Here is a 25,722-nt window from a genome sequence, read left to right as displayed (position 1 = left end):
ACCGGGGGAGCCGTCATGTCCTGGAACCACGATGGCGCACGTGACGACTTCGTCGTTCCACCGATGCCGGCCGCTCCGCCGCCCGCGCCCGCGGACCCCTGGCGGGCCGTCGCGGTGGGGTTGCTGAATCTCTGCGGACTCGGCGTCGGATACGCCTTGGCACACCGCTGGGGGCTGATGGCCGCATGCTGGATCGCGACGGCGATCATGCTCGTGGCGGCCCTGCCCGCGGACCCGGACGGGGTCCCCGGTGCCGTGGTCGTCCTCTACCTCGGCTTCCTGGTACTCGCGGCCGCGCACGGTGCGCGCGTGGGGCTGCGGACCCGATTGTCGTGGCCGCCGAACATGCTGATCGCCGCCGCGCTGGGCATCGTGCTGCTGGCCGTCCCCGCAGGTGGCGTGGTCCTGTACGACGGGGCGCGTGACGAAGCCGTCGAGCAGATGCTGCTGGACCGGCTCGACCGGGCGGACGAGCTGGTCAAGGCGTCCGGGAAGCAGCGCTTCCAGACGGCCGAAGCCGACTACCGCCGGGCCCTGGCGGTCTACGACGGACTGAGCGAGGACCATCCGGGGTCACGGGCGGCCCGACGGGTCCCCGCCCGGCTCCAGACCTACTACGCCACCGTCGCCTCGCCCTACGAGGAGAAGGAGTACTGCGACGCCGTAGCGCCGCTCAAGTATCTCCGCACCGTCCCCCGCACGATGGGCGAGAAGGACCTCGGAGACCTGGCCACCTGGCCCGACGACCGACTCGCCACATCGCTCTACGAGTGCGCGGCGGACTCGCTCGACGGCGGAGCCGCCACCTGGACCACGCAGTTCGGGGAGCTGCTGTCGACGTTCCCGAAGTCCGAGCAGGCCGGGAAGGTCGAGCCCGCCGTGAGATCCGCTGTCGACAAGGCGGTGAAGTCGGTGGGCGGCGACGACCCCTGTGCGGCCGTCAAGCGCCTGGAGGGTCTCTCCGGACAGGTCCGCGGGCTGCCCGGTGAGCAGGCGGGCCTCGCCGACGCGCTCGGCAAGGACGCCGACCGGGCGCGCAAGAGCGCGAGTTCGGGTACGTACACCTGCGGTGTGGACCAGTACGAGGACGGCAGCTTCAGCCAAGCCCTCACCACGATGAACGAGTTCGTCGAGAACAACCCGCACCACAAGAACCGGGCGCGCGCCAAGAAGATAGCCATCGCCGCGGAGGTCGCCGAGACAGTGCCCGCAGCCGGCAAGCGCCTGCCGACCACGGCGTCGGGCGGCAGCATCACCGTCACGGTGAAGAACGACAGCCCGGACGACATCACGGTCCTGTACACCGGGCCGGTGACCGGCAGCCTCACCCTCAAGGCCTGCGGCAGCTGCACCTCGTACTCCCTCGGCAGCACCCTGGGGATCGGCTTCGAACCGTGCGGCGACAGCGGCAAGCACTATCCGCAGCGGACCATCCGGCTGCCCGTCGGCACCACCTACTTCGTGCACAAGTCCCGGACCGGAGCGGGAAGGACCCCGGCCTCCGACACCGCCAAGCTGTCGCCGGGCTACACGTACACCGAGTGCGCCTACACGACGAGCCTCGGGTACTGACGCGCCCCGGCTTCCACACCCCCCGGTCACGGGGTCACAGGGCGGTGCCCGCAGCGTCACCGCTCGCCTCGACTCGTTGCCGAGGCCCGCACGCGCAGCGTGACGGCGAGCGCCTTCCTGTCCTGCGAGGACCCGTCGCACGCCCTCGGCCTGGGCCTCTCACCGGGCGACACGCCGGGCCGCATCGACACGCCGGCCGGTCCGGTGACCTTCCGCCCGGACTCGGCGACCGTGTGAGCGGCCCCCGGCTATTCGAAGACGTGCACCGGGAACTCGGTGGACGCGTTCAGCTCGGCCCAGACCGTCTTGCCGCGCCGGGCGTGACGGGTCCCCCACTGCTCGGCGAGCTGGGCGACCAGCAGGAGGCCGCGCCCGCCCTCGTCGAAGGTCCGTGCCCGGCGCAGATGCGGTGTGGTGCTGGCGGCGTCGGAGACCTCGCACAAGAGCGTGCCGTCATGGATCAGGCGCAGGCTGATCGGGGGCAGGCCGTAGCGGATCGCGTTGGTGACCAGTTCGCTGACCACCAGCTCGGCGGTGAAGTCGAGCTCCTCCAGCCCCCACTCCCGCAACTGCCGGGACACCTCCGAACGGGCCCGCGCGACGACCGCGGGGTCGGCCTCGAGGTCCCAGGAGGCGACCCGGTCGGCCCCCAGGACGTGGGTGCGAGCGAGAAGCAGGGCGACGTCGTCGTCGGGCCGGTCGGGCAGCAGGGCCTCGAGCGCTCTGTCGCAGATGCTCTCCAGGAAGGGATCCGGCTGCACGAGCGTCCGCCGCAGCGTGGCCAGTCCCCCGTCGGCGTCGTGGTCGCGGCCCTCGATCAGACCGTCGGTGTACAGGGCGATCAGGCTGCCTTCGGGCAGCTCGATCTCCAGGGTCTCGAACGGCAGACCGCCCAGTCCGAGCGGCGGGCCGGGAGGCAGGTCCAGCACGTCCGCCTTCCCGTCACGGATCACCACCGCCGGCGGCACGTGCCCCGCGCGTGCCAGGGTGCAGCGGCGGGCGACCGGGTCGTAGACCGCGTACAGGCAGGTCGCCCCGATGTCGCCTTCGGCCTCCTCTGCGTCCGGGTCGGTGGAGGCTTCGGCGGACAGGTGGAGCACGACGTCGTCGAGGTGGGTCAGGAGTTCGTCGGGCGGCAGGTCGATGTGGGCCAGAGTGCGTACGGCCGTACGCAGGCGGCCCATGGTGGCGGCCGCGCGGATGCCGTGGCCGACCACGTCGCCCACCACGAGGGCCACCCGGGCGCCGGACAGCGGGATGACGTCGTACCAGTCGCCGCCCACCCCGGCCTCGGAGCCGGCCGGCAGGTACCGGCAGGCGACCTCCGCGGCCGACTGCTGCGGCGCGTGGCGCGGGAGAAGACTGCGCTGGAGGGTCAGGGCGGTCGCGCGGGCGTTCGTGTAGCGGCGCGCGTTGTCGACGGCGACCGCGGCCCTGGCGGCGATCTCCTGGGCCAGGAGCAGATCCTCGTCGTCGTAGCGGACGGGATTGCTGTACCGGAAGAACTCGGCGACGCCCAGGACGGCGCCCCGCGCCTTCAGCGGCACCACCAGCGTCGAGTGGAACCGCCGCGGGTCACCCGGCCGGTCCATCTGGTGCCGGCAGGGGCGCGCGGTGGCGAGGGCGTAGGCCGTCGGCGATCCGTCCGGGCAGGTGTGGTGCTGCTGCGGCGCGATGCCCGACCGGAGCCCCGTCCTGGTGACCGGGCACTGCGCGGTCCGGCGCAGCTCCAGCGGGCCCGGCGGCACGCTGTCCTGCCCGCTGAGCGCGGCGTCGAGCAGGTCGACGGTGACGAGGTCGGCGAAGCGCCCCGTGGCGAAGTCCGCCAGTTCCTGCGCGGTACGGGCGATGTCGAGGGTGGTCCCGATGCGCATGCTCGCCTCGTTCACCATGGTCAGCCGGCACCGCAGCCGGCGGTCCCGCTCCTCCTGGAATGCCGCGGCGCCCTGCTCCGCCGCGCGGTCCACGTACATCGTCGAGAACTCGACCAGGCGGCGCGCCGCCGCGGCGACCTGCACCGGATCGCCGGTGAGCCGGGGGATCTCGGCGAGCAGCCTGTCGTTGACGATCCGCTGCCCCAGCCGCAGGGCCCGCAGTGCCGTGCTGAGAGGCATGCCGTAGCGGGCCAGCCGGCGCGCCCGCTCCGCGTCGGCGGCCGGCGGCTCGAGGCGGCGCGGCTCGACGGAGGTCTCCAGAGCGGACAGCGAGGCGCGGACGTGGTCGATGATGTTCGCCGAGACCATCCGCGCCACGTCCGGCTCTTCCCACAACGCGGGAAGTTCGCGCCGCAGGCATTGCTCCACGTCGGCTGTCAGCTCGTCCACCTTCGATCCGAGCTCGTGCGCCGCACGTGACAGAAGGCCGTCGGCCGGGGGCTCCACACTCACGACGGTACGCCGATCGCCCGGATATCTCCGACCGGCGTCGGCCCCACGGGCATCGGCGCCCACCTCATGATCAAGGCTCCGTGTCCGCCCGAGACCGCTGACAACGCCTTGCCACACTCGTGCGCACGCGCGCACTCCGGTGGTGGGTGGGTCGGGTCCGTACCGGTGATCCGCTCGCTGCAGCCGTCGTGCGGGGCGCGCTCTCGCCCGTACCGCTACTCCGGGGGCAGCCCGGCTCGCACGGCGAGGCCCGGGAGGAGGTCGGTGCAAGGTCCTCGACGGGCACGGCGGGCTACCTGTCGAGCACGTCCACCAGCGTCACGAAGGCACCTGTGCCGAAGACGGCGAGGAGGACGAATCCGACGACCACGAGCCAGCAGCACGAGGCGACCGCCACCATGAGCCGGGACCGCCACACGGCCCGGCGGAATTCGGTGTCGTCGTCCCAGCTCCGGTCGGCCACCCCGCACCCCCTCGCCACGGACTGTACAGAGCTGTCGCCGGCGCGGATCAGGCGGGATCCCTCGCCCGCGGGCCTCGCGCCGGGTGCACGCCGGCAAAACGCTCGTGACACGGCGTTGCGGCGCATGACGGACGGTGAGCGATACGGCGTGCGACCGCGCGGCCGGAACTACTATGGCGTCATGTCCGTCGAACTGTTCGCAGGCATCTCGGTCAACGACTACGAATCGGCGCTCACCTGGTACGGGCGGCTCCTCGGCTTCCCGCCGACACTGATCCCGAACGACCGTGAAGCCGTGTGGGAGCTGGCCGAACACCGCTACGTGTACATCGAGCTGCGGCCCGAACACGCCGGCCACGCCATGCACACGCTGTTCGTCGACGACCTCGACACCCGCGTCGCCGGGATCTCCGAGCGCGGTCTTGAACCCATGAACCGCGAGACCTACGCCAACGGCGTCCGCAAGGTCACGTACAGGGATCCCGACGGCAACCAGATCGGGTTCGGCGGCACTCCGGTCTGACACGTGCGTGCCCGTGCGTCCCCTGCACCGGCCGGTGCGCCACGAGTGGCAGGTATGGCGCGAGTGGTTCCGGCAACCCCGGCCGCGTGATACACACAAGCGGGTCACACTCCTGTCCGCCAGCAGGAAGGTTGCCCCATGCCCGAAAACGGCCGCACGGCGACACGACGTCAAGTCTTCGCCCGCACCGCCGCGTTGAGTGCGTCGATCGCCTTCGCCGGTAACCTCTCCGAACTCTTCGCGGGCACCGCCGCCGCGCAGAGCCTCGGCCACCGCGGGTACGGCCCGCTGATCCCCGACCCGAACGGCATGCTCGACCTGCCCAAAGGATTCCGCTACCGCGTCCTGTCCCGTGAAGGAGACCAGCTCCGCTCCGGCGAGGGCCCGGTTCCCAGCAACCACGACGGCATGGCCGCGTTCGCCGCACGTCACGGCGGCGTCCACCTGGTCCGCAATCACGAGAACCGCGCCACCGCGACGATCCCGGTCCCGAACGTAAAGGGCCTCACGTACGACCCGATGGGCAAGGGCGGTTGTACCTCCCTGACGCTGGACCGGCACGGAGAGGTGCTCGCGGAGCGCGTCGCCATCGCCGGCACGGCCGTCAACTGCGCCGGTGGACCCACGCCTTGGGGCACCTGGCTGACCTGTGAGGAGACCGAGGACCAGGCCGGCACCAACGGCTACACCAAGGACCACGGCTTCATCTTCGAGGTCGACCCCGCGGATCCGCATCGCACCGGAGCCGTGCCGCTCACCGCGATGGGCCGCTTCCAGCACGAGGCGATCGCCGTCGACCCCGAGCGGGGCATCGTCTACGAGACGGAGGACGCGTTCCTCAAACCGTTCGGCCTCTTCTACCGCTTCCTGCCCGACAAGCCGCACGGCGGCACGGGTTCACTGCGGGCGGGAGGACGGCTCCAGGCGATGCGGGTGCCCGGCGTACCGGACCTCTCCTCCGTCCAGGAGCCGGGCGCGGCCTTCGACGGCATCGAGTGGGTGGACGTACCGGATCCGCTGGCCGCCCGGACGCCCGTCCGCCTCCAGGACTTCGGCCCGAAGGGCATCACGCACGCGCAGAAGCTGGAGGGCTGCTACTGGGGCGGCTCGTGCGTGTACTTCGTCTCCTCCTTCGCCCGCAGCGCGGACGGCTCGGCCGCCGACCACTACGGCCAGATCTGGCGCTACGACCCGTCGGCCCGCCGCCTCACCCTCGTGATCGTCTTCGGGCCCGGCACCGACGTGCAGCTCCCCGGCGAGTCCCCCGACAACATCTGTCTCGCCCCGAGCGGCGGGCTCATGGTCTGTGAGGACGGCAACGGCGCGCAGCACGTGTTCGGGGTGACGCGACGCGGCGAGGTGTACGCCATGGCGCGGGGCGCCCAGAACATCGGCACCCCGCAGGCGCCGGAGTGGGGCGAGTTCGCGGGCGTCACGTTCTCGCCGGACGGCCGGACGATGTACGTGAACTGCTATACGCCCGGGACGACCTTCGCGGTCACGGGACCCTGGCGCGGCTAGGTTCGCGTCCGCCTGAACGCGCATGCGCTCCCGCCCGTCACCGTGGTCGCCACTGTGACGACCACGGTGACGGGCGGCGGTGGATTCCCGTGCGGCCGGCTCAGCCGACGAGCTCGGACGCGAGCAGGCGATAGCGCGGGAGAAGGACGTAGAGCAACGCGATGACGAGGACCACCCCCGCGATGACGAGCAGTGCCCGGCCCGTCCCCCAGGGCGTCATGAGCGTACCGAGCACTCCGCCGACGAAGATGCCGGCCACGGTCGCGACGAAACGGAGACGCGTCATGCGCCGGTGCGGGGTCGCGGGTGCCGGTGCCGCGAAGTCGAGGATGAGGCGCACCAGCGACATCTGGATGAGCAGGGTCGGCATGCCGGGGACGGCCGCGCGCACGGCGGTGTCCGCGCGCAGGCCCATGGTGAAGGCCACGATGACGATGACGAGCAGGTCCGGGTGCGCGGTCAGTGAGCCGTGACCGTGGCGCCACAGCGCTACCGCGCCGGCGAGCGCGAGGAGTGCCCCTTCGACGACGAGCGCCACGGCGAACCAGTGCCGGTGGCGGGCGACGAGCCGGCTCGTGCCCAGGCCTCCGACCGCGGCCCCCAGTGCGAAGGCGATCAGGGCGAAGGCCGGGCGGGCCACCGGCAGCTGTCCCGCCTCGGCGACGGCGAAGGCCAGGAACAGCAGGTTTCCCGTGGCGAGCGCGGTGAAGACGTGTCCCATCGTCAGGAAGCTGACCGCGTCGACCGCGCCCGCCAGGACGGTGAGCGTCGCCATGACGACGATCTGCTGACGTTCGCGTCGGTCGCCCGACTCCGGTGGTACGGATTCTTCGCGCATGGGGCCAGTCTCGGCAAGGCGGCTCCTCACCGGCGGGTGCCGGGGCCGACGCGTGACCGACGTGCCGCCAATGGAGGTCCGGTCGAGGCCGCCGACGGGCGGGACCGAGGGGTCCTGGGCCGCCGGGGCGGCACAGGGGTGTCCGGGTACGATCACCCGGTCCCCGCACCATAGGAGTTCCGCCCGGTGACCGCTGTCGTCCCGCCTCCCCGTACCGCCACCGGCCTGCGGGCCGCGCAGCAGCTCGACCGGGTCGAGGACGGCGAGCGGCTGCACGCCCTCCTGTGGCGGGCGGGCGCCGGCTGGCGGATGATCAGCAGCGCCGTGCTCGGCGGCGGCATCGGGGAGCGGGTCTGGGTCCTCAACGCCCAGGTCGCCCACGGCTACCGGCGCACCGACCCCGAACGGCACCTCGCCGACCTGGCCCGTGAGGCGGGCGCGCACGGCCCGGGAGTCGGTCTGCTGACGGCGGCCGACGTCGCCGGCCACGGCCGGGCGTACGACGGTGGCGCCGAGGCGGTCGCCACCGCCGGGCTCGGTGTCCGCGGGTGGGCCGCCTCCCCCGCCGAGGGCACGCCGGTGCCCTACCGGCCGGGCACGATCAACATCGTGGTGGCGCTGCCGGTACCGCTCACCGACGCAGCACTTGTGAATGCCGTGGCGACCGCCACCGAAGCCAAGGTGCAGGCCCTTCTCGACGTCGGCTACGACTGCTCCGGCACCCCCACCGACGCCGTCTGCGTCGCCGCGCGCGTCGCCCGCCCCGGCGAGGAGGTCCACTCCTTCGCCGGGCCGCGTTCCCTGTGGGGCGCCCGACTCGCCCGGGCCGTCCACGGCGCTGTGCGCACCGCGGCCGCGCCCTGACCCCCACGTCCGACCGGCCGGTGTCCGCAGGGCAGTTGCCGACGCGGGAGCGTGCGAGGCGCCTCGACCCGCCGGGCTGTGCTCAGGCGTCTTTTCGTTCGAGCCCGCGTACGTCGCGCAAGAGGGTCGAGAACAGCGCGGACCCGCCCATCACGGCGGCGACCACGACCAGCCAGGCGTGCAGGCCGACGGCGGTGGCGACCGGACCGGTGAGCAGGAGGCCGACCGGGCGGGCCACGAACGAGCCCACCATGTCGAAGGAGTAGACCCGGGCCAGCTTGTCCTCGGGGACGTTCTCCTGGATCGACAGCTGCCAGAACACGTCGAAGATCTGGAGCCCGAACCCGTGGACGAACGCGCCGGCCAGTACGAGCGACAAGGTCGGGTGCACGGCCATCGCCAGGGGGAACGCCGCGGTGAGCGAGAGCAGCAGGGTTCCGGTGAGGAGCGCGCGGCGCGGCCGCCAGCGCAGGCAGACAAGTCCGCCGACGACGAAGCCGACCATCATCGCGCCCATCGAGAAACCCCAGGCGGAGCGGCCGATGTCCTCGCCGACCACGATCGGCCCGAGCACGGACTGCGCGCCGCCGAAGAAGAGATGGTAGAGCAGCGCCTGTACGAGCAGCAGGACCAGCCACCGGTGGCGCAGCACCTCGCGGAGCCCTTCTCCCAGGTCCGCGAGGATCGCACCGCGACCGCCCTCGGCGCGTGTCTGGGGGACGGTCAGCCGGGAGAAGCAGTACGCCGCCACCGCGAAGGTGGCCGCGTCGACCGCTATCGCCCACCCCGCGCCGACGGCCGCGACCAGGACTCCGCCGACGGCGAAGCCGATCACCTGGGCCGAGGTCTGCAGCAGCGAGCGCAGCGCGACCGCCGGGCCGAGCAGTGTCTCGGGCACGGTGGCGCGGGTCATCGCCGACGAGGAGGGCTGGGCCAGCGCGCCGAGGCATCCGTTGACCGCGCCGATCACCGCGAGCAGAGGTACGGTGGCCCACCCGCCGATCACCAGCACGGCGACGAGCCCTTGTGTGAGCACGCACGCGGCCGACGAGCCCTCCAGCATCAGCTGTCGCTTCACGCGGTCGCCGAGCACCCCGCCGAACAGGGCGGTCACGACCTCCGCGGCCGCGTACGCCGCGACCACGATTCCCAGCTGGGCGGCCGAGCCGCCCAGGTCGAGCACCGCGAAAGCGAGCGCGATCGGCGTGATGGCATTGCCGAGGGCGCTGGTGGCGGTGCCGGTGACCAGCAGCCGGAAGTTGGAGTGCCGCAGCGGCGTGAACCGCCCGACGGCGGCCGACGGGGCTGCGGCGGTGGTGGTGGGCATGCCGCGGAGATTACTTCGCTGGCGAATTATTCGTCAACGTAATATTCGCTAGAGTAGAACCATGGCCGACGAGGAGCCCCAGGACTGGACCGACCGACACGTCGCCCGGTGGCGCGACCACTGGATCGACGTGGGGTTCGAGGACGACGTCGAGGCGATCGTGACCCGCTGCCAGCGGCTGGTACGGCACTGGAAACAGGCCTCGCAGGCGGCGCTGTCCGAACTCGGTCTCCACGAGCACGAGTACGTCACCCTGCACATGCTGATGATCCGGGACACCCCGGGCCGTGCCAGCCCGACGCGGCTGGCCGAGGACCTCGGCATCAGCAACGCCGGGATGACCGGACGGATCGACGCGCTGGAGAAGGCGGGCTGGATCCGGCGCAAACCCTCACCGGACGACCGGCGCCGCGTCGAGATCGAGGTGACCGAGGCCGGCGTGGACCTGTGGCGCAAGGCGATGCACGGGCGCGGACGGTCCGAGGACGAGGTGGTGCACGTCCTCGACGCCGACGAACGGGCCACCCTGGCCGCACTGTTGAAAAAGATGACGCTCAGCATCGAGACGGCGGGCGTGGAGTCCGCCGACGACTGAGCCGCCGCCGGGGCGGGCCCCCGCGGGGTCCGTGTCCCGTCTCCCCACGCCGCCTTCTTAGGCGACCGTGTCCCTGGCCCGCCCGGCGGTCGGCGACGGGCTCAGCGCCGATCCCGACGTCGACCGGCCGTCGGCGACGGGCGGTCAGTACCTCCGGCGACACCCGCCGCGCCAGGACCAAGGTGTACCCGGTCTCCAGCGCCTGACAGCGAGGATGAGGAGCGCATCCAGCCGTAGTCGGCGGCGGTGGCTGCGGTCGTGCCGCGCATCCTGCCAGCGAGCTCCGACAGCGCGGAGCCCCGCTCGTGGGGGGCGGCACGTCACCTGCTCCCGCGGCGGCCGGCCGGGCGCAGCGGAACGGCTTCGGGCAGCTCGCGCAGCGTACGAAGCGGCGAGAGGAAGCACGGGAGCATGCTCAGCGTCATACCGACGGCGCCGATACAGAGCGTGGCCCTTGCTCCGGACACCGCGCCCGAGACTCCGCCCAGGACCCCGCCCAGCGGAAGGCCTCCCCACGACACGAACCGGGCCGTCGCGCTCATCCGGCCCAGGAGCCGATCCGGGGTGAGGCCCTGCTGGAGGCTCGACTGAGCCACCACCCGGACCACCCCACCCAGCGAGAGCGCCGCGAGTCCTGCCGCCGCCACGCACAGGCTCCAGCCAGGTCGCGCCAGCGGCATCAGGGCCGTCAGCGGGCAAGTGACGAGCGGCGCCAGCCAGATGAGCGGTCCCTGTCCGACCCGTGCGGAGAGTCTGGTCGCCAGCAGTGCGCCCAGCAGGGCACCGCATCCCATGCCCGACAGAACGAGTCCGATCCCGTACGACCCGAGGCCGATCTCCCGCTCCAGGAAGACCAGCAGCATGGCCTGGTACATGACCAGGAAGAGGTTGAAGATCGCGTCCCCCAGAATGGTGGCGCGCAGCACGGGATGTCCGAGGACGAACTTCAGTCCCTCCTTGATGTCCCGGCACACAGGCGGGTGTTCGACCGTCTCCGGCTTCCGTTCGCCCTTGCGGATACCGATCGCGAGGAACCCCGACGCGGCCATTCCGGCGGAACTCGCCAGAAGCGTCGCGGGCGCGCCCACCAGGCCGACCAGGGGGCCCGCCAGCGCCGGCCCGCTGATACTGGTCACCGAACGCACCGCCGAGAGTTTCGAGTTGCCCTCCACGAGTCTGGCGCGCCCCACCAGGTGCGGCAGGTAGCTGACGTACGCCACGTCGAAGAACACCGTCAGCACGCCGTGGACAAAGGCCACCGTGTACAGCCACCAGATCGTCAGCAGACCAGCCCACCACGCCGTCGGTACCGTCAGCAGGACCAGCGCCCTCACGAGATCGGTGCAAACCATCACCGAGCGCTTGCGCAGGTGGTCCACCCAGGCGCCCGCCGGGAGCCCGACCAGGAGCGAGCCGGCCGTGGTCATGGCGGTGAGCAGTCCGACCCGGAGCTCGTCGGCGTGCAGGGCCACGATCGCGACCAGCGGCAACGCCAGGAAGATGATGCGATCGCCCAGCTGGCCGAGTGCGGTGGCGGCGAACAGCCGCCCGAAGTCCGGGTCGCGCAGGAGTGCACCACCGGCAGGGGACGGCACGTCGGTCACCTGCCGTCGCTCGGTGTCGGCTGCGAGAAGTGGCCGTGGGGCCTCGGCAGTTGACGCCGGTCGATCCCGAACTCGTAGGCCACCTCCCGTCGGGCGTCCGGAATGACCATGTCGGCTGTTTCCACCGGGCGTCCGTCGGTGTCGTAGAGGGTCCGCTCGATCCGGAGCACCAGGTCCCCGACGCCGATCCCCAGGAGGTTCGCCTGCTCCTGAGTGGCGCGGGCCGGGCGCGGCACCTCGACCACGGTCTCGACCTCCACGCCGATGGAGCGCATCCGCGCCACCACCCCCTTGCCCGCGAGGGGGCCCATCTCGGGCAGCACGACCGGCGTTCCGCCCGTGATCGCCATCGCCTCCCAGGAGTCGGAGAGCTGCACCGGGTGCCCGTCGGCGAGGAACTCGTAGTGCGTGCGGACACAGAGACCGCCGGTGCCGATGGCGAGCCGCTCGGCGATCGCCTCGGGGGCGGGAACGCGCACCTGGCTGTGCGCGTCCCAGGCGCCGGCCATGCCCCGCTCCGCCCCGCCGACGAGGGTGGGGGTGCCGCCCCGTCGCTCGCGGTGTCGCGAACGCACCATCAGCAGACGTTCGCGTGGCACGCACACGAAGGTGCCCGAGCCCGCACGTCCTTCGAGGAGGCCCTTGACGATCAAGTGGTCCACGGCGCGCTGCGTGACGTTGCGCCCTACGCCGTACTCCTGGGCGAGCCGGGCCCGGGAGGGCAGACGTTCCCCGGCCGCCCACTCCCCCGCGACGATCCGCGCGCTCAGCGCGTCGGCCACTGCGAGGTACGAGGCCTGTCTGGGCATGTGCGACTCTCCGGTGCTCGGCTGGGCCACACCTGGGAATTCCAGGCGGCGTTGGAAAGCTACTGCACCGCGTGAAAGCTACTGGAGCAGCAATACGCAGGGCGCTCGGGTGGCTACGGGCGACCTGCCGGCGGCTTGATCGAATGCGGGAGAGGCCGCCTTGAGCTGGGGCGATGCGGCCTGCCCGGCCTGTGTGGATCTCGGTGGCACTCAGGTGTGCTCGTAGCCGTGCGTCCTCGGGCCGCACACCTGCCGCGGCAGCGGGGCCGCGCCGGACGGCGATCTCCGTCTCGCCTGGTCGGGGTCGGCCGGTGGTGCGACGCTTGAAAGGAGAGCTGTCCGAGGAGGGGGAAGCCGGGAGGGCCGATGGGACGGGACGTTCCGGCGCTGGTCTTCACCCGCGAGGACCGCCGCCGGTACCGGATCAAGATGCACGAGTGCCTCGACGCGTTCGCGCAGATGCTGCGCGATGAACGGTTCGAGTCCGAGCGGCCCCAGGTCGGACTCGAGATCGAGCTGAACCTGGTCGACGACGCGGCGGAACCGGCGATGCGCAACAGCGACGTGCTCGAAGCGATCACCGATCCCGCCTGGTCCACCGAGCTGGGCCGCTTCAACCTGGAGATCAACGTCCCGCCCCGCCATCTGACGGCGGGCGGCCCCGACGACTGGGAGTCCGAGATCCGCGACGCGCTGAACCACGCGGACGAACGGGCCAAGTCGGTCGGCACGAACCTGATCATGATCGGAATCCTCCCCACACTGAGGGAGCAGGACGTCGGCGAGGCCGCCCTGTCGGAGAACCCCCGCTACCGGCTGATCAACGACCAGGTCTTCGCGGCCCGGGGAGAGGACCTGCTGATCGAGGTGGACGGTGTCGACCGGCTGCGGACCTACTCGGAGACGATCACTCCGGAGGCGGCGTGCACCAGCACCCAGTTCCATCTCCAGGTGTCCCCCGAGGAGTTCGCCGACTACTGGAACGCGGCGCAGGCCATCGCCGGGGTCCAGGTCGCACTGGCGGCCAACTCGCCGTTCCTGCTGGGCAAGGAACTGTGGCACGAGACCCGCATCCCGCTGTTCGAGCAGGCCACCGACACCCGCCCGCAGGAGATCAAGGTGCAAGGGGTGCGCCCCCGGGTGTGGTTCGGCGAGCGCTGGATCAACAGCGTCTTCGACCTCTTCGAGGAGAACCTGCGCTACTTCCCGGCCCTGTTGCCGCTGTGCGACGAGCAGGACCCCGCACAGACGCTGGACCGTGGCGACGTCCCCGAACTGGCCGAGCTCACCCTGCACAACGGCACGATCTACCGCTGGAACCGGCCCGTCTACGCCATCGCCCACGACATGCCGCACGTACGGGTGGAGAACCGTGTCCTGCCCGCCGGCCCGACCGTCGCGGACACCCTCGCCAACGGCGCCTTCTACTACGGGCTCACCCGCGCGCTGGTCGAGGAGGACCGGCCGGTGTGGTCGCGGATGTCCTTCTCGGCCGCAGAGGACAATCTGCACACGGCGGCGCGGCACGGCATCGACGCTCGGCTGTACTGGCCGGGGATGGGCGAGGTTCCGGTCCCCGAGCTCGTCCTGCGGCGCCTGCTGCCACTGGCGCACCGCGGGCTGGAGCACTCAGGCATGGACGAGTCCTGGCGCGAGCCGCTGCTCGGCATCATCGAGCAGCGCTGCGTCGCCGGCCGCAACGGAGCGGTCTGGCAGAAGGAGATGTGCCACCGCATCGAGGCGTCCGCCCGTTCGGGCCGCCATGAGGCCCTGCGCCGGATGACGCAGATGTACATCGACTACATGCACCTCAACGCCCCGGTCCACACCTGGCCGGTCGACTGACGGAGGGCGCCCCGGACAGACCGGCGGAGCTGGAGTCCGCCGAGCCGGTGTCACACCCGAATGCCCGGCGCGCCGGCTCGCGCGCCCCTGCGACCATGCCGGAATGGCGCCGAGTCCTGAGGCGCTGGTCATCCGGCACACCCACCGCGTCCCTTCCCCGACGGGTCCCACCGGTGAAGGCGCCGTCCCGGCACGGCAGTTCGACACCGCGTTGCTTCCGTGGGCTTCACCCTCTCGGCGGGCCCGCCGGCGCACCACGGTGTGCCGAACCTGCTCACCCTGCCGTCGTACGGCACCTACCGGCACCTGTACGAGGTGGTCGCGCCGGGCGGCGCCCACGGCTCAGTCCGCGGATGCCGCCCGTGCCACGGCGAGGGCCTGCTCGGCATAACCACGGCCGAAGAGCACCGCGTGCACCAGCAGCGGAAAGAGCTGGTGCAGTCCCACCCGGTCCGCCCAGCCCTCGGCGAGCGGCGCCGCCTCCTGATAGGCGCCCAGCACCTGGGCGAGATGCGGGAATCCGAAGAGCTGGAGCATCGCCAGATCGGTCTCGCGGTGCCCGCCGTGTGCGGCAGGGTCGATCAGCCAGGCGTCCCCGTCGGCGCCCCACAGCACATTGCCGCTCCACAGGTCACCGTGCAGCCTGGCGGGTGGCTCGGCGGGGCCCGCGAGTCGGGGCAGCCGTTCCGCGACGCGTTCGACGACAGCGGCTTCCGCGCGGCGGATCGTGCCGTCGTCGACCGCACGGCGCAGATACGGCAGCACCCGGTGTTCGGCGTACCAGGCGGGCCAGTCGGTGCCGGTGACGTTGCGCATCGGGGCGCGACCGATGTACGCGTCGCACGGTCCGCCGGGGGGTGCGGCGCCGAACGCGGGCGCGCCGGCCGCGTGCAGCGCGGCCAGGGCCCTGCCGAAGCGGGCCGCCGCCGCGGCGTCCGGCCGGCCGGGCGGAACCCGATCGGTCACCAGCCACCGCTGGTCGTGGCCGCGGACCGTCGGGACCGGCACCGCGCCGGCCTCGCTCAGCCATCGCAGTCCGGCCGCCTCCGCCTGCACCGCGCCGGGACCGTCACCGAGCTTGGCCATCACCGGCTGCCCACCGTCGAGGGTGACTTCGGCGAGCGTCGCCGACAGCCGGTGTTCGCCGGTCACCGGGCGCCCGGTGATCCGTGCCACCGCGGCACTCGGCCCCTCGGAGGTCATGGGCGCGCCGGGGCCGACGGGGCACGAGGCGGGACTGCGTGCATGGGCAACCTTCCGTGGTCGCACCCGAGCGTATCGCCGCGGCCCGCGCTCGGCTGGGCCGGATCTGCCGCGCCGGGCACACCGGCGTGCCGGCCGCGGCACTCCCGGACGGCACGCACCGCGGCTCCATGCGGGTACGCCACCGTACCGGCCGCCGTGCTCCGGGAAGGGCACGCCACCGTGCGGGCCGCCGCTCCCCCGTGCCGGCGGCCCGCACGGAGTCTGCCGGGCACACCGGAAGCAGAGGTCCAACAGACCTCCCCGCCTGGTCTGTTGAACCCCGCCGCAGGTGCCGGAGTTTCGATGTGCTGGAGTACATCCGTGACTTCGGTGTTGCCCGGTTGAAGTCTGGTGCAGCTGCGGCCGCTCCGGTATGGGCAGAACTGCGTACGTCGACGAGCGGAGAGGACACGTGGCGAACGGGCTGGACGGAGCCTACGAACGCATGGTGTCGCTGGCCGTGGCTGCACTCCACGAACGCGAACCCGACCGTCTGTGGCCGCTGCTGGCTCAGTCGCTGCCGCAACTGCTCGGTGCCGACGCCCTGATCTACAAGCTCGACGACTGGAACGAGAGCAGCGGGACGCTCGGTCTGTCACCCGGTGCGGCCGCGGAGTTCGGCCGGCTCGGGGACGAGGCCCTCGGCCTGCTGCGCGCGGGTTACCCGTTCGCGCAGCACTACGGGACCGGGGACGACCGGGAGCCCGTCACGGCCCGTCGGGCGGCGGGACGCGCATGGCCCGCGAGCCGGACCGCCGGACTCCTGGGCGAGATCATGGACCTCGATCACGTTCTGGCGATTCCACTGCCGCAGTCGAAGACCCCCATCACGGGGTGTCTCATCTACCGCTCCGGTGCGGACTTCACCGACGACCAGGTCCGTGTCGCCCGGCGTCTCCAGCCGCTGCTGGCGGCGGTGGACGAGCAACGGCAACTGCTGGAGAGCTGGCAGCGGCTGGCCGTCCCGGACGCCTCCGCGGGCTCGCGCGGCGCGCCCTCCGCTGCCAATACCCTGACGCCCCGCGAGACGACCGTTCTGCTCCTGCTCGTCGACGCCCTCACGGCGGCGGCCATCGGCCGCCGCCTCGGCATCTCCGAACGCACGGTGCACAAGCACATCGAGAACATCTACCGCAAACTGGGCACCCGCGACCGCATCACCACGGTGCTCCGCGCGCAGCGGCTCGGCCTCGTCGCCACGCGCTACGCGGTGGAAAACCGCTGGTGAGGCACGCGCACCGAATGTGAGGATCACGCCCATGGGAACAGACATCCATGGGTTCATCGAGGTCCGGAACAGTCACATCGACGCCTCCGAACCCGACGACGAACTCTTCCTCCGCTGGCACCGGGCCATGGACCTGTGCCATGTCTACGACGGCAGGTCCTACGAGGCGTTCGGCTGCCTCTTCGGCGTCCGCAACGCGTCGTTCGAGCCTCTTGCGGCGCAGCGGGGCTTCCCGCCGGACGCCTCCCGGGCCGTCGCACGAGCCTTCGAGTGGGAGGACGGGGACGCCCACAGCGCCTCATGGATCAGCTGGGCCGAGTTGACGGCCGCGGACTGGGACGAACAGGAGCTCCCCAACACGGTGCGGTCGAGACCCGAGGACCGGCTCACCCGGCGGCAGGTGCTGCGGGACGAGGACTGGGGTGACGTGTGGACGGTGATGCGCGCCCTGGCCAAGCGCCACGGGGCGGAGAACGTCCGCCTGGTGGTCTGGTTCGACAACTAGACCCGCCCGGGCCCGCCCGTCGATCAGCGTCCGGCTTGCAGGGCGCTCCAGGTCGCGGGCCCGACCTGACCGTCCACGTCCAGGGCTCGACTGCTCTGGTAGTCACGGACGGCCTGGTCGGTTGCCGGTCCGAACTCGCCGTCCGCGGAGACGGTGCGTCCCAGGGCGGCGGTGAGTGCCCTCTGCAGACGCTGGACGGCGGAGCCCGTACTGCCCTGGCGGAGCGCCGGGGTGCTGCCGGCCGCGTGCAGCGCGGTCCAGGTGCGGGCGCCCACGACTCCGTCGGCACCGAGGCCGCGGTCCCGCTGGAAGGCGGTCACAGCGGCGGCCGTTTTCGATCCGAAGCTGCCGTCCACGGTGCCCGCGTCGAATCCCTGCTGATCGAGGAGCCACTGCGCCGCCGACACCTGGGGACCGGAGGAACCGGAGCGCAGGGTGTCGTAGGCCGGGAAGGTCAGCTGGACGCCGCCGTCTCCGTTGCTGCCGCCCACCAGCTGCATGTAGTAGGTCCAGTTCCAGTTCGGTCCCGGGTCCGTGTGGTCGTTGCCGGGCACCTCGGAGTGTCCGACGATGTGGGCGCGGTCCTTGGGGATCCCGTAGCGATCACAGAGGAACGCCGTCAGCGTCGCGGAGGAGCGGTACATCGTGTCCGTGAACCAGCTCGGATCGTCGATGTACCCCTCGTGCTCGATGCCGATACCGGACGCGTTGCCCGAACGGGCGTGCCAGGCGGTGTCCTTGTCGCGCACCGTCTGGGTGATCCGGCCGTCGGAGGAGCGCACCACGTAGTGGGCGCTGACCTGGGACGCCGGGTTCTGGAACCAGCTGATCGTTCCCGCGTACGAGCCCTGGGTGACGTGTATGACGACTTTGCTGATCGATGCCGAGCGGCCGACGGCGTAGTTGGCGGAGTCGGCCGGGACCCAGAGGGCCGACGGGTAGTCGGGGCTCTGGACCGCCGGTGGCGCGGCGCTCTCGTAGCGGCCGCGCTCGGGGGCGACGGGGCGGGCGGGGACGGTCAGGGTGTCGCCGTCCTGGGTGCGGGCGGTCAGACCCTCGGCCAGGTAGGTGTAGACGGTGTCGGCGTAGAGCCGCGCGCCAAAGGCGTCGGCAGCACCACCGTACCGGGCCACCAGGGGGTACCAGACGTCGGTGTCGCGCCGTTCGGCCCGGCTGAGCCCGGCGTCGTCGGCGTAGGCGCGCAGGACGGCCGCGGCGCCGCGGATGTTGGCCGTGGTGTCCGTGCGCAGCGTGCGGGGCGCGACACCGGTCAGCCGGGACGCCAGCTCAAGGGTGTGCCGGTCGGGGTTGCTCACCAGGTGCATCACCCCGTAGCCGCCTGCCTGACTCGGCCGGCCGGCGTGGTCGTCGAGGTGGGTCTCGCCGTATCCGGTGGCGATCAGGAGGTCGCGCGGCACCCCGTACTCGGCCGCCGCGCGGCTGAAGGCGTGGCCGACGGCGCCGGGGGCCGGTGAGCCGGCGGAGCGGGGCGCGGCACCGGCGGGCTGCACGACGGTGACCAGCACGGCAAGGACGCCCAGACCGGGCAGGGCTGCGCGGCCCAGGGGCATGCGGGGGGATCTGCGGAACATCGGTGGGGCCTCCGGGGGCTGGGCTGTGGCTTCGGACCTCGGGACGACGTGGCCTGCCCGGGTGGGTGGGGTGACGCGGAGCGGCCTGATGACGGGCGCCGGACAACCGGGTTGAACCAGAGCGGCCTGATGACGGGCGCCGGCGGCCGGGGCCGGCACCTCACCTGGGGTGCGCGGCCCCGACCGGCTCGGGTCGACCCGAGCCCGGGTCGCGTTCGGCGCCCGCCGGGCTGTCCGGTCCGGGTGTCCGCCCGGCGAGCCGCCCGCCGACAGTCGGGCCTTCGTGTCGACGGACTGTCAGATGGTGCCGCTCTCCCACCACCAGGCGCGGCCGAGGTCCGCGCGGCTGTCGACGTGCTGGTGGTCGACGGTGTACCGCTCCAGACCGGAGAACCCGCAGGTCTCCGCCTTCTGGTACACCGTGCGGTTGCTGACGCCGGGGACGGTGAGGTCGGCCGCGGTGCCGTAGAGGTGCATGCTGTCGCTGGCCCCGCCGATCTCGGCGTTGTGCGCGATGCTGCGGAAGCCCGAGTTGACGGTGATGGCGGTGTTGCCGAGCTTCTTGCGCAGGGCTTCCAGCTTGTACATGGCCCGGCGGGCGTTCTCCTTGACGGCTGCCGCGCTCACCTTGCCGCCGTCGAAGTTGCCGCTCGAACGGTCGGTGAACTCGCTCCAGTTGAAGTGCGCCGTCGAACCGTCCGACTGCTCAAGGGCGTTGAGCTGTGCCTGGGTCGCGGGTCCGGCGCTGCCGTCGACCGACAGGCCGTAGGCCGCCTGGAATCTGCGGACCGCGGCGGCCGTACCCGGGCCGAAGTCGCCGTCGATGCTCACCCGCGACTGCGAGGCCGAGTCCGCGGCCCAGCCGGCGACCCGTATCTGAAGCTCCGTCACATCGGCGCCCGTGGCACCCTGGTTCATGGTGCGCGTCCAGTTGTAGGCGCGGGCGGTGCCCGACAGGAGCACGGGGCCGGCGAACGCGCCGACCGTCGCTGCGAGGGTTCCGCGCAGGATCGCGCGGCGGTTCGGGGTGAAGGTCATGGTGACTCCCTGTGGGGCGTGGGCGGGTGGGGCGCTCAGGCTGGTCGGTCGTCAGTAGGCGAGCTGGAACGGCACGACCTGGGCGTCGGTGTCGTAGGCGTGCACGCGCAGTCTGAAGTGCGTGCCGTCCTTGACGTCGGTGGCGACGGTCGCCCACTGGGGGCCGAACGTCGAGTACGTGTCGTCGTGGTTGCACAGCGAGGTGTGGTCCACGAAGACGATGCAGGCGTCCAGGAAGCCGGTGGCCGAGCTGCTGAGCTTGATGTTGATGTCGGCGCACCGCGAACTGGTCGTGTAGGTGCCGAACTCCACCGCGTCGGCCGAGTAGTGGTACGTGAGCGATTTTGCGCCGCCGTAGCAGGAGGTGGCGGCCGTTTCGGACTGTGCGAGGGCGGGCGCGGTGGAGGCGCCGGTGAGGAGCGCCGTCACGGCTGCGAGGACAGCCGTCGTTCGCCGGGTGCGGGTCATCTGAACCCTCCGATCACTGAAGCGGGAAGAGCGGGAGCCCGGGCGCTGGTCCGGCGGGGCCCGGTGGGTCTCAGTAGGCGATCTGGACGTGCGCGGTGGCGCCCTCCAGGTCCACGCCGAGGGGAACGGTGAAGGTGCTGCCGTCCTTGACGTCGGTGGCGATGGTCTTCCAGCTCCGGCCGACGGCGGTCCAGTAGTTGCACCGGCCGTAGCGGACGAACTTCACGCACGCGTTCACCGAGCCGGCGTCGCCGCTGACGATCCGGACATTGATGTCGTTGCAGCGGGACGACGAGGTGTAGGGCCCGAATTCGAGGGAGTCGCCGGTGTACACGGTGACTGCGCCGCCGTAGCAGCTGGTGGCCGGGGCGGCAGCCGCGGACGCGGTGGTGGGTACCGTGACGGCGAGGGCGGCGAGCAGGGCCGCCGCGGCAGGGTGGGTGAAGGTCTTCGCCATCGGATTCCTTCTGCGTTCGGGGGTTTGCGGAAGGTGTGGGGGTTCGCGGGGAAGGTCGCCGCGCGGTGCCTCACGTGGTGCCTGGGAGCCGGGCGGCCGCGGGGATCGGTGCGGCGGAGCGACTTCATGCTCCGGCGTACGCCGCCTTCTGTCATGCTCATTCGAACAGGGTGAAATGTCGCAGGTGGAAAGGGTGTTGACCGTGCTGCGCTTCCACTTTTCGGCCGAGGATCTGGCCAGGACACGGGTCGCCGCCGCTCCGCACCCGCTGTGGGAGATCGCCTCGAGTCTTCACCGCTTCCAGACCCCGGCGGGACGCTGGGCGTACGCGCACTGGTACCGCACGGCGCGTGAGCGGCTCCGCGAGGCAGGGCTCGAGGGCGTGGTGCGGCAGGTCCTCCTGCCCCTCTTCCCGCGCACGTCGTACTGGCCCGACTTCCTCACACCGCTGGAGGGCGTGGCCGGGCTGGAGGCCGGACTGGAGGCGATCCTGGCCACGCCCGCGGACCGGGTGGCGGCGGAACTCGCCACCCTCGCCCGGATCGGGAGGGTGCCGGCCCCGCTCGGCCGGCTGACGGAGAAGGAGGCCCGGGGCGAGCTCGTGGGCATCCTCCGCGCCTACCACCGGACCGTCATCGAACCCCACGAGGAGTGGGTGCACGAGAGCGTGCACACCGAACGGATACGGCTGGCCCGGCATCTGCTCGACGGGGGCACCGAGGGCCTGCTCGAAGGGCTCGGGCCGGCGGTCCGCTGGCGGCACCCGCGCCTGGAGATCGGCACGTACCCGACGGAACACGACATCCGACTGGAGGGCCGCGGGCTGCTGCTCATACCCTCCTACTTCTGCTGGAAGGGCCCGGTCTCGCTCGCCGATCCCCGATTACCCCCCGTTCTCGTCTACTCGCTGCACCACGAGGTGCCCACCGGGTCGGCCCGCACGGCCGCGGACGCGGCCGGTTCGCCGTCCCTGGAGCTCCTGTTGGGCCGGGCGCGGGCCGCCGTCCTGCGGGCCACCGCAGCCGGGGCGACCACCACGGAAGCCGCCCGACTGGCCGGAGTCACCCCCGCCACCGCGACGCACCACACCACGGCGCTGCGCGATGCCGGCCTGATCACCAGCCACCGTCACGGCAACAGCGTCATCCACACGCTGACGCTGCTGGGAGCGACGATGCTGAACAGGAACACGCGGCGCGCCCCGTCGGGGATCGGGCAGGGGCTCCTGCCCGGGGCCGACAGATTCACCGACCAGCCCGTCCAGGGTGCATGACCCCTTTGTACGGGATGAGTTCGGCCGCCCCCGAGTGGTGCCGTGCGCACACGGCATTCAGCGTGTGCGCAGGCCCGCGGTGGTGGCGCCCGTGCGGTCGCGCAGCAGCGAGCGCAAGGTGGTCGCGTGCTCGTAGCCGACCTTGCGGGCGATGGTCTCCAGGGACAGGTCCGTGGTCCGCAGCAGATGCGTGGCCTGTTCGACGCGCAGGTCCTGGACGAACCGTACCGGCGTGGTGTTGAGGACGCGTCGGACTGTGCGTTGGAGCGTGCGCTCGCTGACACCGAGGGCGTGGGCCGCCTCCGAGAGGCTGTCGGGCGCGTCGAGGTGCAGGCGCGCCCAGCGCTCGAACCCCGCGATGAGGGGGTCGCTCTGGGCCAGCGCGCTCGGGATGGTGTACGCGGACTGCGAGGGCCGTTCGTCGACGACGAGGTAGCGGGCGACGAGGTCGGCGAGGGCCGGGCTGGCGATCCGTACGAGGGCGAGGGCGAGGTCGACGTGCCCGAAGGCGGCGCCCGCCGTGGTCACCCCCTGTGACGTGGTCACCATGCTGGTCTCGTCGAGATCGACCGCCGGGTAGCGGCCCCGGAAGACGGGCGCCAGCCACCAAGTGGTCGTCGCCCGGCGGCCGTCGAGGACGCCGGACTCGGCGAGCAGGAAGGTGCCGGTGCAGGCCGAGGCGACGGGTGTTCCCCGGTCCCGGCACTCGGCGACCAGTTCCCGCACCCCAGCGAGGTCGGGGCCGGCGACCCGGTCGAGGAGGGCGTCGGGCCGGCGCTCCGCGAGTGCGGGCACGACGAGCAGATCCGTGGTCGCCGCGGCGGACGGGGGCTCGGGGGTGACGAGGTGTCCGGCGCCGGTCCGTACCTGTGCGCTGAAGCCGACCGTCGTGACCTTCCAGGCCGGCGGGGGCTGGGGCAGTTCGCCGCGCATCGCGTTGGCCGCGTCGAGGACGTCCAGCGCCGCGCTGAGTCCCGAGTCGAACACACCGTCGTACACCAGTACCGCGACATCCATGTCGGGAACGCTATCAGACGTGTCGTTTCCGACACTGGGGCCGGTCGGATCACCGGCCTAGCGTGAACGACGTCCCCGATCACCGGGGCATGCGACCGCGCCGACCGCCTCCCCGCAGCGGAGTGCCGGGCGATCGCGCCACGGGTGCCCGAAGGGGGCACCGAACCGAGCAGAGGGAGCCCACCGTCATGAACAACATCGGCCTGCTGGCCCGCATCGAGGCCAAGCCCGACCACGCCGACGAGGTCGCCCGGATGCTGACCGACGCCGTGCAGCTCGCCGAGGAGGAGAAGCGGACGGTCACCTGGTTCGCGTTCAGGGAGGACGCCACCACGTTCGGCGTCTTCGACACCTTCGACAACGACGAGGACCGTACGGAGCATCTGCGCGGGCGGATCGCCGCCGCGCTCATGGGAGCCGCGGAGACCATGCTCGCCTCGGCTCCCGACATCCGGCCCGTCGACCTGCTCGCGGTCAAGCTGCCCTGAGCGTCGGCGCCGCCGCGCACCGGCGCGGCCGAACCGTCGGTGCCTCCCCGCCCGCCGGGCGGGGAGGCACCGCAGCCGCTTCCTGCGCAGGCGCCGCAATCGCTCCCCCAAGGGCTGTCCCGCAATCCCCGGTGGATCAGCGGGCGGCGTCAGATGCGGTGCATCGCAAGGCGGAGGGGCGTCCCCATACTGGATGTGTGCGGGCGATCCGACAACGCGGCGAGGTGCCGCAACTGTCGTCGCCCGCCCGCCGGGGGTTACGGGACAGCCCTTCAGGCAGGCGCCCCGCCGGCCGCCGGGCGCAGGCCGTCGAGCGCGGCCCGCAGGATCGGCTCGACGTAGCCGGGATCGCCGTGAATCGCGGCGATGGCGATGACCATGTCGCACATCTGCTCAAGGGTGAGGTCCTCTCGGACCTCGCGCGCCTCCTGCGCGGCAGTCAGGAGCGGCCGGCCGGCGGCCAGTACCCGGGCACGGTTCTCACTGAAGACCGGGTCGTCGCCGTCCGTCTGCGTCAGCAGTTCGGAGGCGATGTCGTGCTTGCTGACGAAGAAGGCGAAGAACCGCTGCAGCCAGGCCGCGAACGCCACGCCCGGCGTCTCGCCGCAGGCGGTCTTCGCGGCCTCACAGACGGCGTCGACCTCGTCGACGTAGAGGGCTTCCAGGAGCTCGCGGCGGCCGGGGAAATTGCGGTAGAGGGTCGCCATGCCGACCCCGGCGCGCCGCGAGACCTCGGCCATCGACACCTGGGCGCCGGGTTCGGCGAACGCGGCGCGGGCGGCGGCGAGGATCTTGTCGCGGTTGCGCTCGGCGTCGGCACGCCTGGGCGGTGCGGTCGGCTGGTCCGGGGTCATCGTTTCCCTAAATGGATAGGCTATCCGGTACGCTGAACGGACAGGCTGTCCACTTCTGCGTGGGGCCTGATTCTACCTACCTGCCGCGACCGGTTCGCGGCGACCGGAGGAGCCCTCCATGGACTACCGACCCCTCGGACGCACCGGCGTCTCCGTCAGCCGGCTGTGCCTCGGCGCGATGATGTTCGGCGCATTCGGCAACTCTGATCACGACGACTCCATCAAGATCATCCACCGCGCCCTGGACGCGGGGATCAACTTCATCGACACCGCCGATGTCTACTCGGGCGGCGAGTCGGAGCAGATCGTGGGCAAGGCGCTCACCGGCTCGCTCCGCGACGACGTCGTGCTCGCCACCAAGGCGGGTCTGCCGTTCGGTGACGACCCCAACCGACGCGGGACGTCACGGCGATGGATCACCAAGGCGGTGGACGACTCACTGCGCCGCCTCGGGACCGACTGGATCGACCTCTACCAGGTCCACCGCCTCGACGCGGCCGTCGACATCGACGAGACCCTGGGCGTCCTGTCCGATCTGGTGCACGCCGGGAAGATCCGGATGTTCGGCGCGTCGACGGCCGCCGCCTCCGAGATCGTCGAGGCGCACTGGACCGCCGAGCGGCGCGGCCGCGAACGGCTCCGTACCGAGCAGCCGCCGTACTCGCTCCTGACCCGCGCCGTCGAGTACGACGTGCTGCCGACCTGCCGGCGGTACGGGATGGGCGTGCTGACCTACAGCCCGCTGGCCGGCGGCTGGCTGACGGGCCGTTACCGCAAGGGCCGGGACGTCGCGGGTCCGGGCTCGGTCGCCCGGCAGCAGCGGTTCCCCGGCGCCTACGACGCCACGTCCCCGGCGAACGCGGCCAAGCTCGACGCCGCCGACGCGCTCGGGGCGCTCGCCGACGAGGCCGGGATGACACTCGTGCAGATGGCGATCGCGTTCGTCACCCGCCACCCGGCGGTCACCTCCGCGATCGTGGGCCCGCGCACCATGGACCACCTCGACTCCTACCTGACGGCCGACGGCGTCGACCTGTCCGGTGACGTGCTCGACCGCATCGACGAGATCGTGCCCCCGGGCCACACGGTCAACATCGCCGACAACATGTGGAACACCAGCACACGCACCCTGGACGCCGCGTTCCGTCGCCGGTAGCCGACTGCCGCCGGTCCGCTCGTCGGTCGGCTGCCGGCTGCCGCAGGGCGCCG

25 protein-coding genes are annotated in these 25,722 nt (G+C 72.0%); 12 read left to right on the top strand and 13 right to left on the bottom strand.

Annotated features, from left to right (window positions below; all coding sequences use genetic code 11):
• Window positions 1-15: 15 nt before the first annotated feature.
• Window positions 16-1,572 (top strand): MerC domain-containing protein, encoded by a 1,557-nt coding sequence (locus H305_RS0107425; RefSeq protein ID WP_028799846.1) that lies wholly within the window; start codon window positions 16-18, stop codon window positions 1,570-1,572.
• A 99-nt stretch (window positions 1,573-1,671) separates the two neighbouring features.
• Window positions 1,672-1,809: a hypothetical protein gene (locus H305_RS53285; RefSeq protein WP_158690485.1), complete on the top strand. Its 138-nt coding sequence runs from the start codon at window positions 1,672-1,674 to the stop codon at window positions 1,807-1,809.
• Window positions 1,810-1,820: 11 nt separating this feature from the next.
• Here H305_RS53285 and H305_RS0107415 read toward each other — a convergent pair whose 3' ends face one another.
• Together H305_RS0107415 and H305_RS53280 are read right to left on the bottom strand one after the other, a co-directional pair.
• Window positions 1,821-3,896, bottom strand: a complete 2,076-nt coding sequence (locus tag H305_RS0107415) for an ATP-binding SpoIIE family protein phosphatase (protein WP_234020643.1) — start codon at window positions 3,894-3,896, stop codon at window positions 1,821-1,823.
• A 355-nt stretch (window positions 3,897-4,251) separates the two neighbouring features.
• Window positions 4,252-4,422, bottom strand: a complete 171-nt coding sequence (locus H305_RS53280) for a hypothetical protein (protein ID WP_158690484.1) — start codon at window positions 4,420-4,422, stop codon at window positions 4,252-4,254.
• 181 nt (window positions 4,423-4,603) lie between these two features.
• On the opposite strand from H305_RS53280, the gene H305_RS0107405 reads away from it, so the two are divergent.
• Both H305_RS0107405 and H305_RS0107400 read left to right on the top strand, forming a co-directional pair.
• Window positions 4,604-4,945 carry a VOC family protein gene (locus tag H305_RS0107405; protein ID WP_028799844.1) on the top strand — a complete coding sequence of 114 codons (342 nt, stop codon included), beginning with the start codon at window positions 4,604-4,606 and terminating at the stop codon, window positions 4,943-4,945.
• Window positions 4,946-5,083: 138 nt separating this feature from the next.
• Window positions 5,084-6,466 (top strand): alkaline phosphatase PhoX, encoded by a 1,383-nt coding sequence (locus H305_RS0107400; RefSeq protein ID WP_028799843.1) that lies wholly within the window; start codon window positions 5,084-5,086, stop codon window positions 6,464-6,466.
• Window positions 6,467-6,566: 100 nt separating this feature from the next.
• Here the strand turns inward: H305_RS0107400 and H305_RS44830 are convergent, their stop codons facing one another.
• Window positions 6,567-7,304, bottom strand: coding sequence for a YoaK family protein (locus tag H305_RS44830; RefSeq protein WP_051370413.1), 738 nt, complete (start codon window positions 7,302-7,304; stop codon window positions 6,567-6,569).
• A gap of 186 nt (window positions 7,305-7,490) precedes the next feature.
• Here H305_RS44830 and H305_RS0107390 point away from each other — a divergent pair, with 186 nt between their 5' ends.
• On the top strand, window positions 7,491-8,168 hold the full coding sequence (locus H305_RS0107390) for an adenosylcobinamide amidohydrolase (RefSeq protein ID WP_028799842.1): 678 nt from the start codon (window positions 7,491-7,493) through the stop codon (window positions 8,166-8,168).
• 82 nt (window positions 8,169-8,250) lie between these two features.
• Here H305_RS0107390 and H305_RS0107385 read toward each other — a convergent pair whose 3' ends face one another.
• Window positions 8,251-9,495, bottom strand: a complete 1,245-nt coding sequence (locus H305_RS0107385) for an MFS transporter (RefSeq protein ID WP_028799841.1) — start codon at window positions 9,493-9,495, stop codon at window positions 8,251-8,253.
• A 61-nt stretch (window positions 9,496-9,556) separates the two neighbouring features.
• On the opposite strand from H305_RS0107385, the gene H305_RS0107380 reads away from it, so the two are divergent.
• Complete coding sequence (locus H305_RS0107380; RefSeq protein ID WP_028799840.1) at window positions 9,557-10,090, top strand: MarR family winged helix-turn-helix transcriptional regulator; 534 nt, start codon at window positions 9,557-9,559, stop codon at window positions 10,088-10,090.
• 320 nt (window positions 10,091-10,410) lie between these two features.
• Here H305_RS0107380 and H305_RS44825 read toward each other — a convergent pair whose 3' ends face one another.
• Window positions 10,411-11,685: an MFS transporter gene (locus H305_RS44825; protein ID WP_078628929.1), complete on the bottom strand. Its 1,275-nt coding sequence runs from the start codon at window positions 11,683-11,685 to the stop codon at window positions 10,411-10,413.
• Window positions 11,686-11,690: 5 nt separating this feature from the next.
• The gene (locus tag H305_RS44820; protein WP_051370412.1) at window positions 11,691-12,503 is read right to left on the bottom strand and encodes a GntR family transcriptional regulator; all 813 of its coding nucleotides are present in this window, start codon (window positions 12,501-12,503) and stop codon (window positions 11,691-11,693) included.
• A 366-nt stretch (window positions 12,504-12,869) separates the two neighbouring features.
• Between H305_RS44820 and H305_RS0107365 the strand changes: the two genes are divergently transcribed.
• Window positions 12,870-14,348, top strand: coding sequence for a glutamate-cysteine ligase family protein (locus tag H305_RS0107365; protein WP_028799839.1), 1,479 nt, complete (start codon window positions 12,870-12,872; stop codon window positions 14,346-14,348).
• Between the two features lie 342 nt (window positions 14,349-14,690).
• Here H305_RS0107365 and H305_RS0107360 read toward each other — a convergent pair whose 3' ends face one another.
• A complete protein-coding gene (locus tag H305_RS0107360) occupies window positions 14,691-15,551 on the bottom strand; it encodes a fructosamine kinase family protein (RefSeq protein ID WP_028799838.1) in 861 nt (286 codons plus the stop codon).
• A 487-nt stretch (window positions 15,552-16,038) separates the two neighbouring features.
• Here H305_RS0107360 and H305_RS0107355 point away from each other — a divergent pair, with 487 nt between their 5' ends.
• Window positions 16,039-16,821, top strand: a complete 783-nt coding sequence (locus tag H305_RS0107355) for a helix-turn-helix transcriptional regulator (RefSeq protein WP_037762881.1) — start codon at window positions 16,039-16,041, stop codon at window positions 16,819-16,821.
• A 31-nt stretch (window positions 16,822-16,852) separates the two neighbouring features.
• Window positions 16,853-17,326: a hypothetical protein gene (locus H305_RS0107350; RefSeq protein WP_028799836.1), complete on the top strand. Its 474-nt coding sequence runs from the start codon at window positions 16,853-16,855 to the stop codon at window positions 17,324-17,326.
• Between the two features lie 23 nt (window positions 17,327-17,349).
• On the opposite strand, the gene H305_RS0107345 is transcribed toward H305_RS0107350, so the two are convergent.
• The 4 genes from H305_RS0107345 to H305_RS0107330 form a co-directional block, all read right to left on the bottom strand.
• Window positions 17,350-18,918, bottom strand: a complete 1,569-nt coding sequence (locus H305_RS0107345) for an N-acetylmuramoyl-L-alanine amidase (protein WP_037762741.1) — start codon at window positions 18,916-18,918, stop codon at window positions 17,350-17,352.
• Window positions 18,919-19,215: 297 nt separating this feature from the next.
• Window positions 19,216-19,956 carry a D-Ala-D-Ala carboxypeptidase family metallohydrolase gene (locus H305_RS0107340; RefSeq protein ID WP_028799834.1) on the bottom strand — a complete coding sequence of 247 codons (741 nt, stop codon included), beginning with the start codon at window positions 19,954-19,956 and terminating at the stop codon, window positions 19,216-19,218.
• Window positions 19,957-20,007: 51 nt separating this feature from the next.
• Window positions 20,008-20,424, bottom strand: a complete 417-nt coding sequence (locus H305_RS0107335; protein ID WP_028799833.1) for a hypothetical protein — start codon at window positions 20,422-20,424, stop codon at window positions 20,008-20,010.
• 70 nt (window positions 20,425-20,494) lie between these two features.
• Window positions 20,495-20,881, bottom strand: a complete 387-nt coding sequence (locus H305_RS0107330) for a hypothetical protein (RefSeq protein ID WP_028799832.1) — start codon at window positions 20,879-20,881, stop codon at window positions 20,495-20,497.
• 202 nt (window positions 20,882-21,083) lie between these two features.
• Here H305_RS0107330 and H305_RS44815 point away from each other — a divergent pair, with 202 nt between their 5' ends.
• On the top strand, window positions 21,084-22,154 hold the full coding sequence (locus tag H305_RS44815; protein WP_051370440.1) for a helix-turn-helix domain-containing protein: 1,071 nt from the start codon (window positions 21,084-21,086) through the stop codon (window positions 22,152-22,154).
• Window positions 22,155-22,211: 57 nt separating this feature from the next.
• Here H305_RS44815 and H305_RS0107320 read toward each other — a convergent pair whose 3' ends face one another.
• On the bottom strand, window positions 22,212-23,171 hold the full coding sequence (locus H305_RS0107320) for a GlxA family transcriptional regulator (protein ID WP_028799831.1): 960 nt from the start codon (window positions 23,169-23,171) through the stop codon (window positions 22,212-22,214).
• Between the two features lie 188 nt (window positions 23,172-23,359).
• Between H305_RS0107320 and H305_RS0107315 the strand changes: the two genes are divergently transcribed.
• Entirely contained in the window at window positions 23,360-23,659 is a 300-nt protein-coding gene (locus tag H305_RS0107315) for a putative quinol monooxygenase (protein WP_028799830.1), read from the top strand.
• Between the two features lie 272 nt (window positions 23,660-23,931).
• Here H305_RS0107315 and H305_RS0107310 read toward each other — a convergent pair whose 3' ends face one another.
• Window positions 23,932-24,513 (bottom strand): TetR/AcrR family transcriptional regulator, encoded by a 582-nt coding sequence (locus H305_RS0107310; protein WP_028799829.1) that lies wholly within the window; start codon window positions 24,511-24,513, stop codon window positions 23,932-23,934.
• A gap of 118 nt (window positions 24,514-24,631) precedes the next feature.
• Between H305_RS0107310 and H305_RS0107305 the strand changes: the two genes are divergently transcribed.
• The gene (locus H305_RS0107305) at window positions 24,632-25,669 is read left to right on the top strand and encodes an aldo/keto reductase (protein ID WP_028799828.1); all 1,038 of its coding nucleotides are present in this window, start codon (window positions 24,632-24,634) and stop codon (window positions 25,667-25,669) included.
• Window positions 25,670-25,722: the final 53 nt, after the last annotated feature.

Source organism: Streptomyces sp. 142MFCol3.1 (assembly GCF_000424945.1).
Classification (GTDB): domain Bacteria; phylum Actinomycetota; class Actinomycetes; order Streptomycetales; family Streptomycetaceae; genus Streptomyces; species Streptomyces siamensis.
The sequence above is the reverse complement of the archived record's forward strand: the minus strand, read 5'-3'. Positions and strand labels throughout refer to the sequence as shown.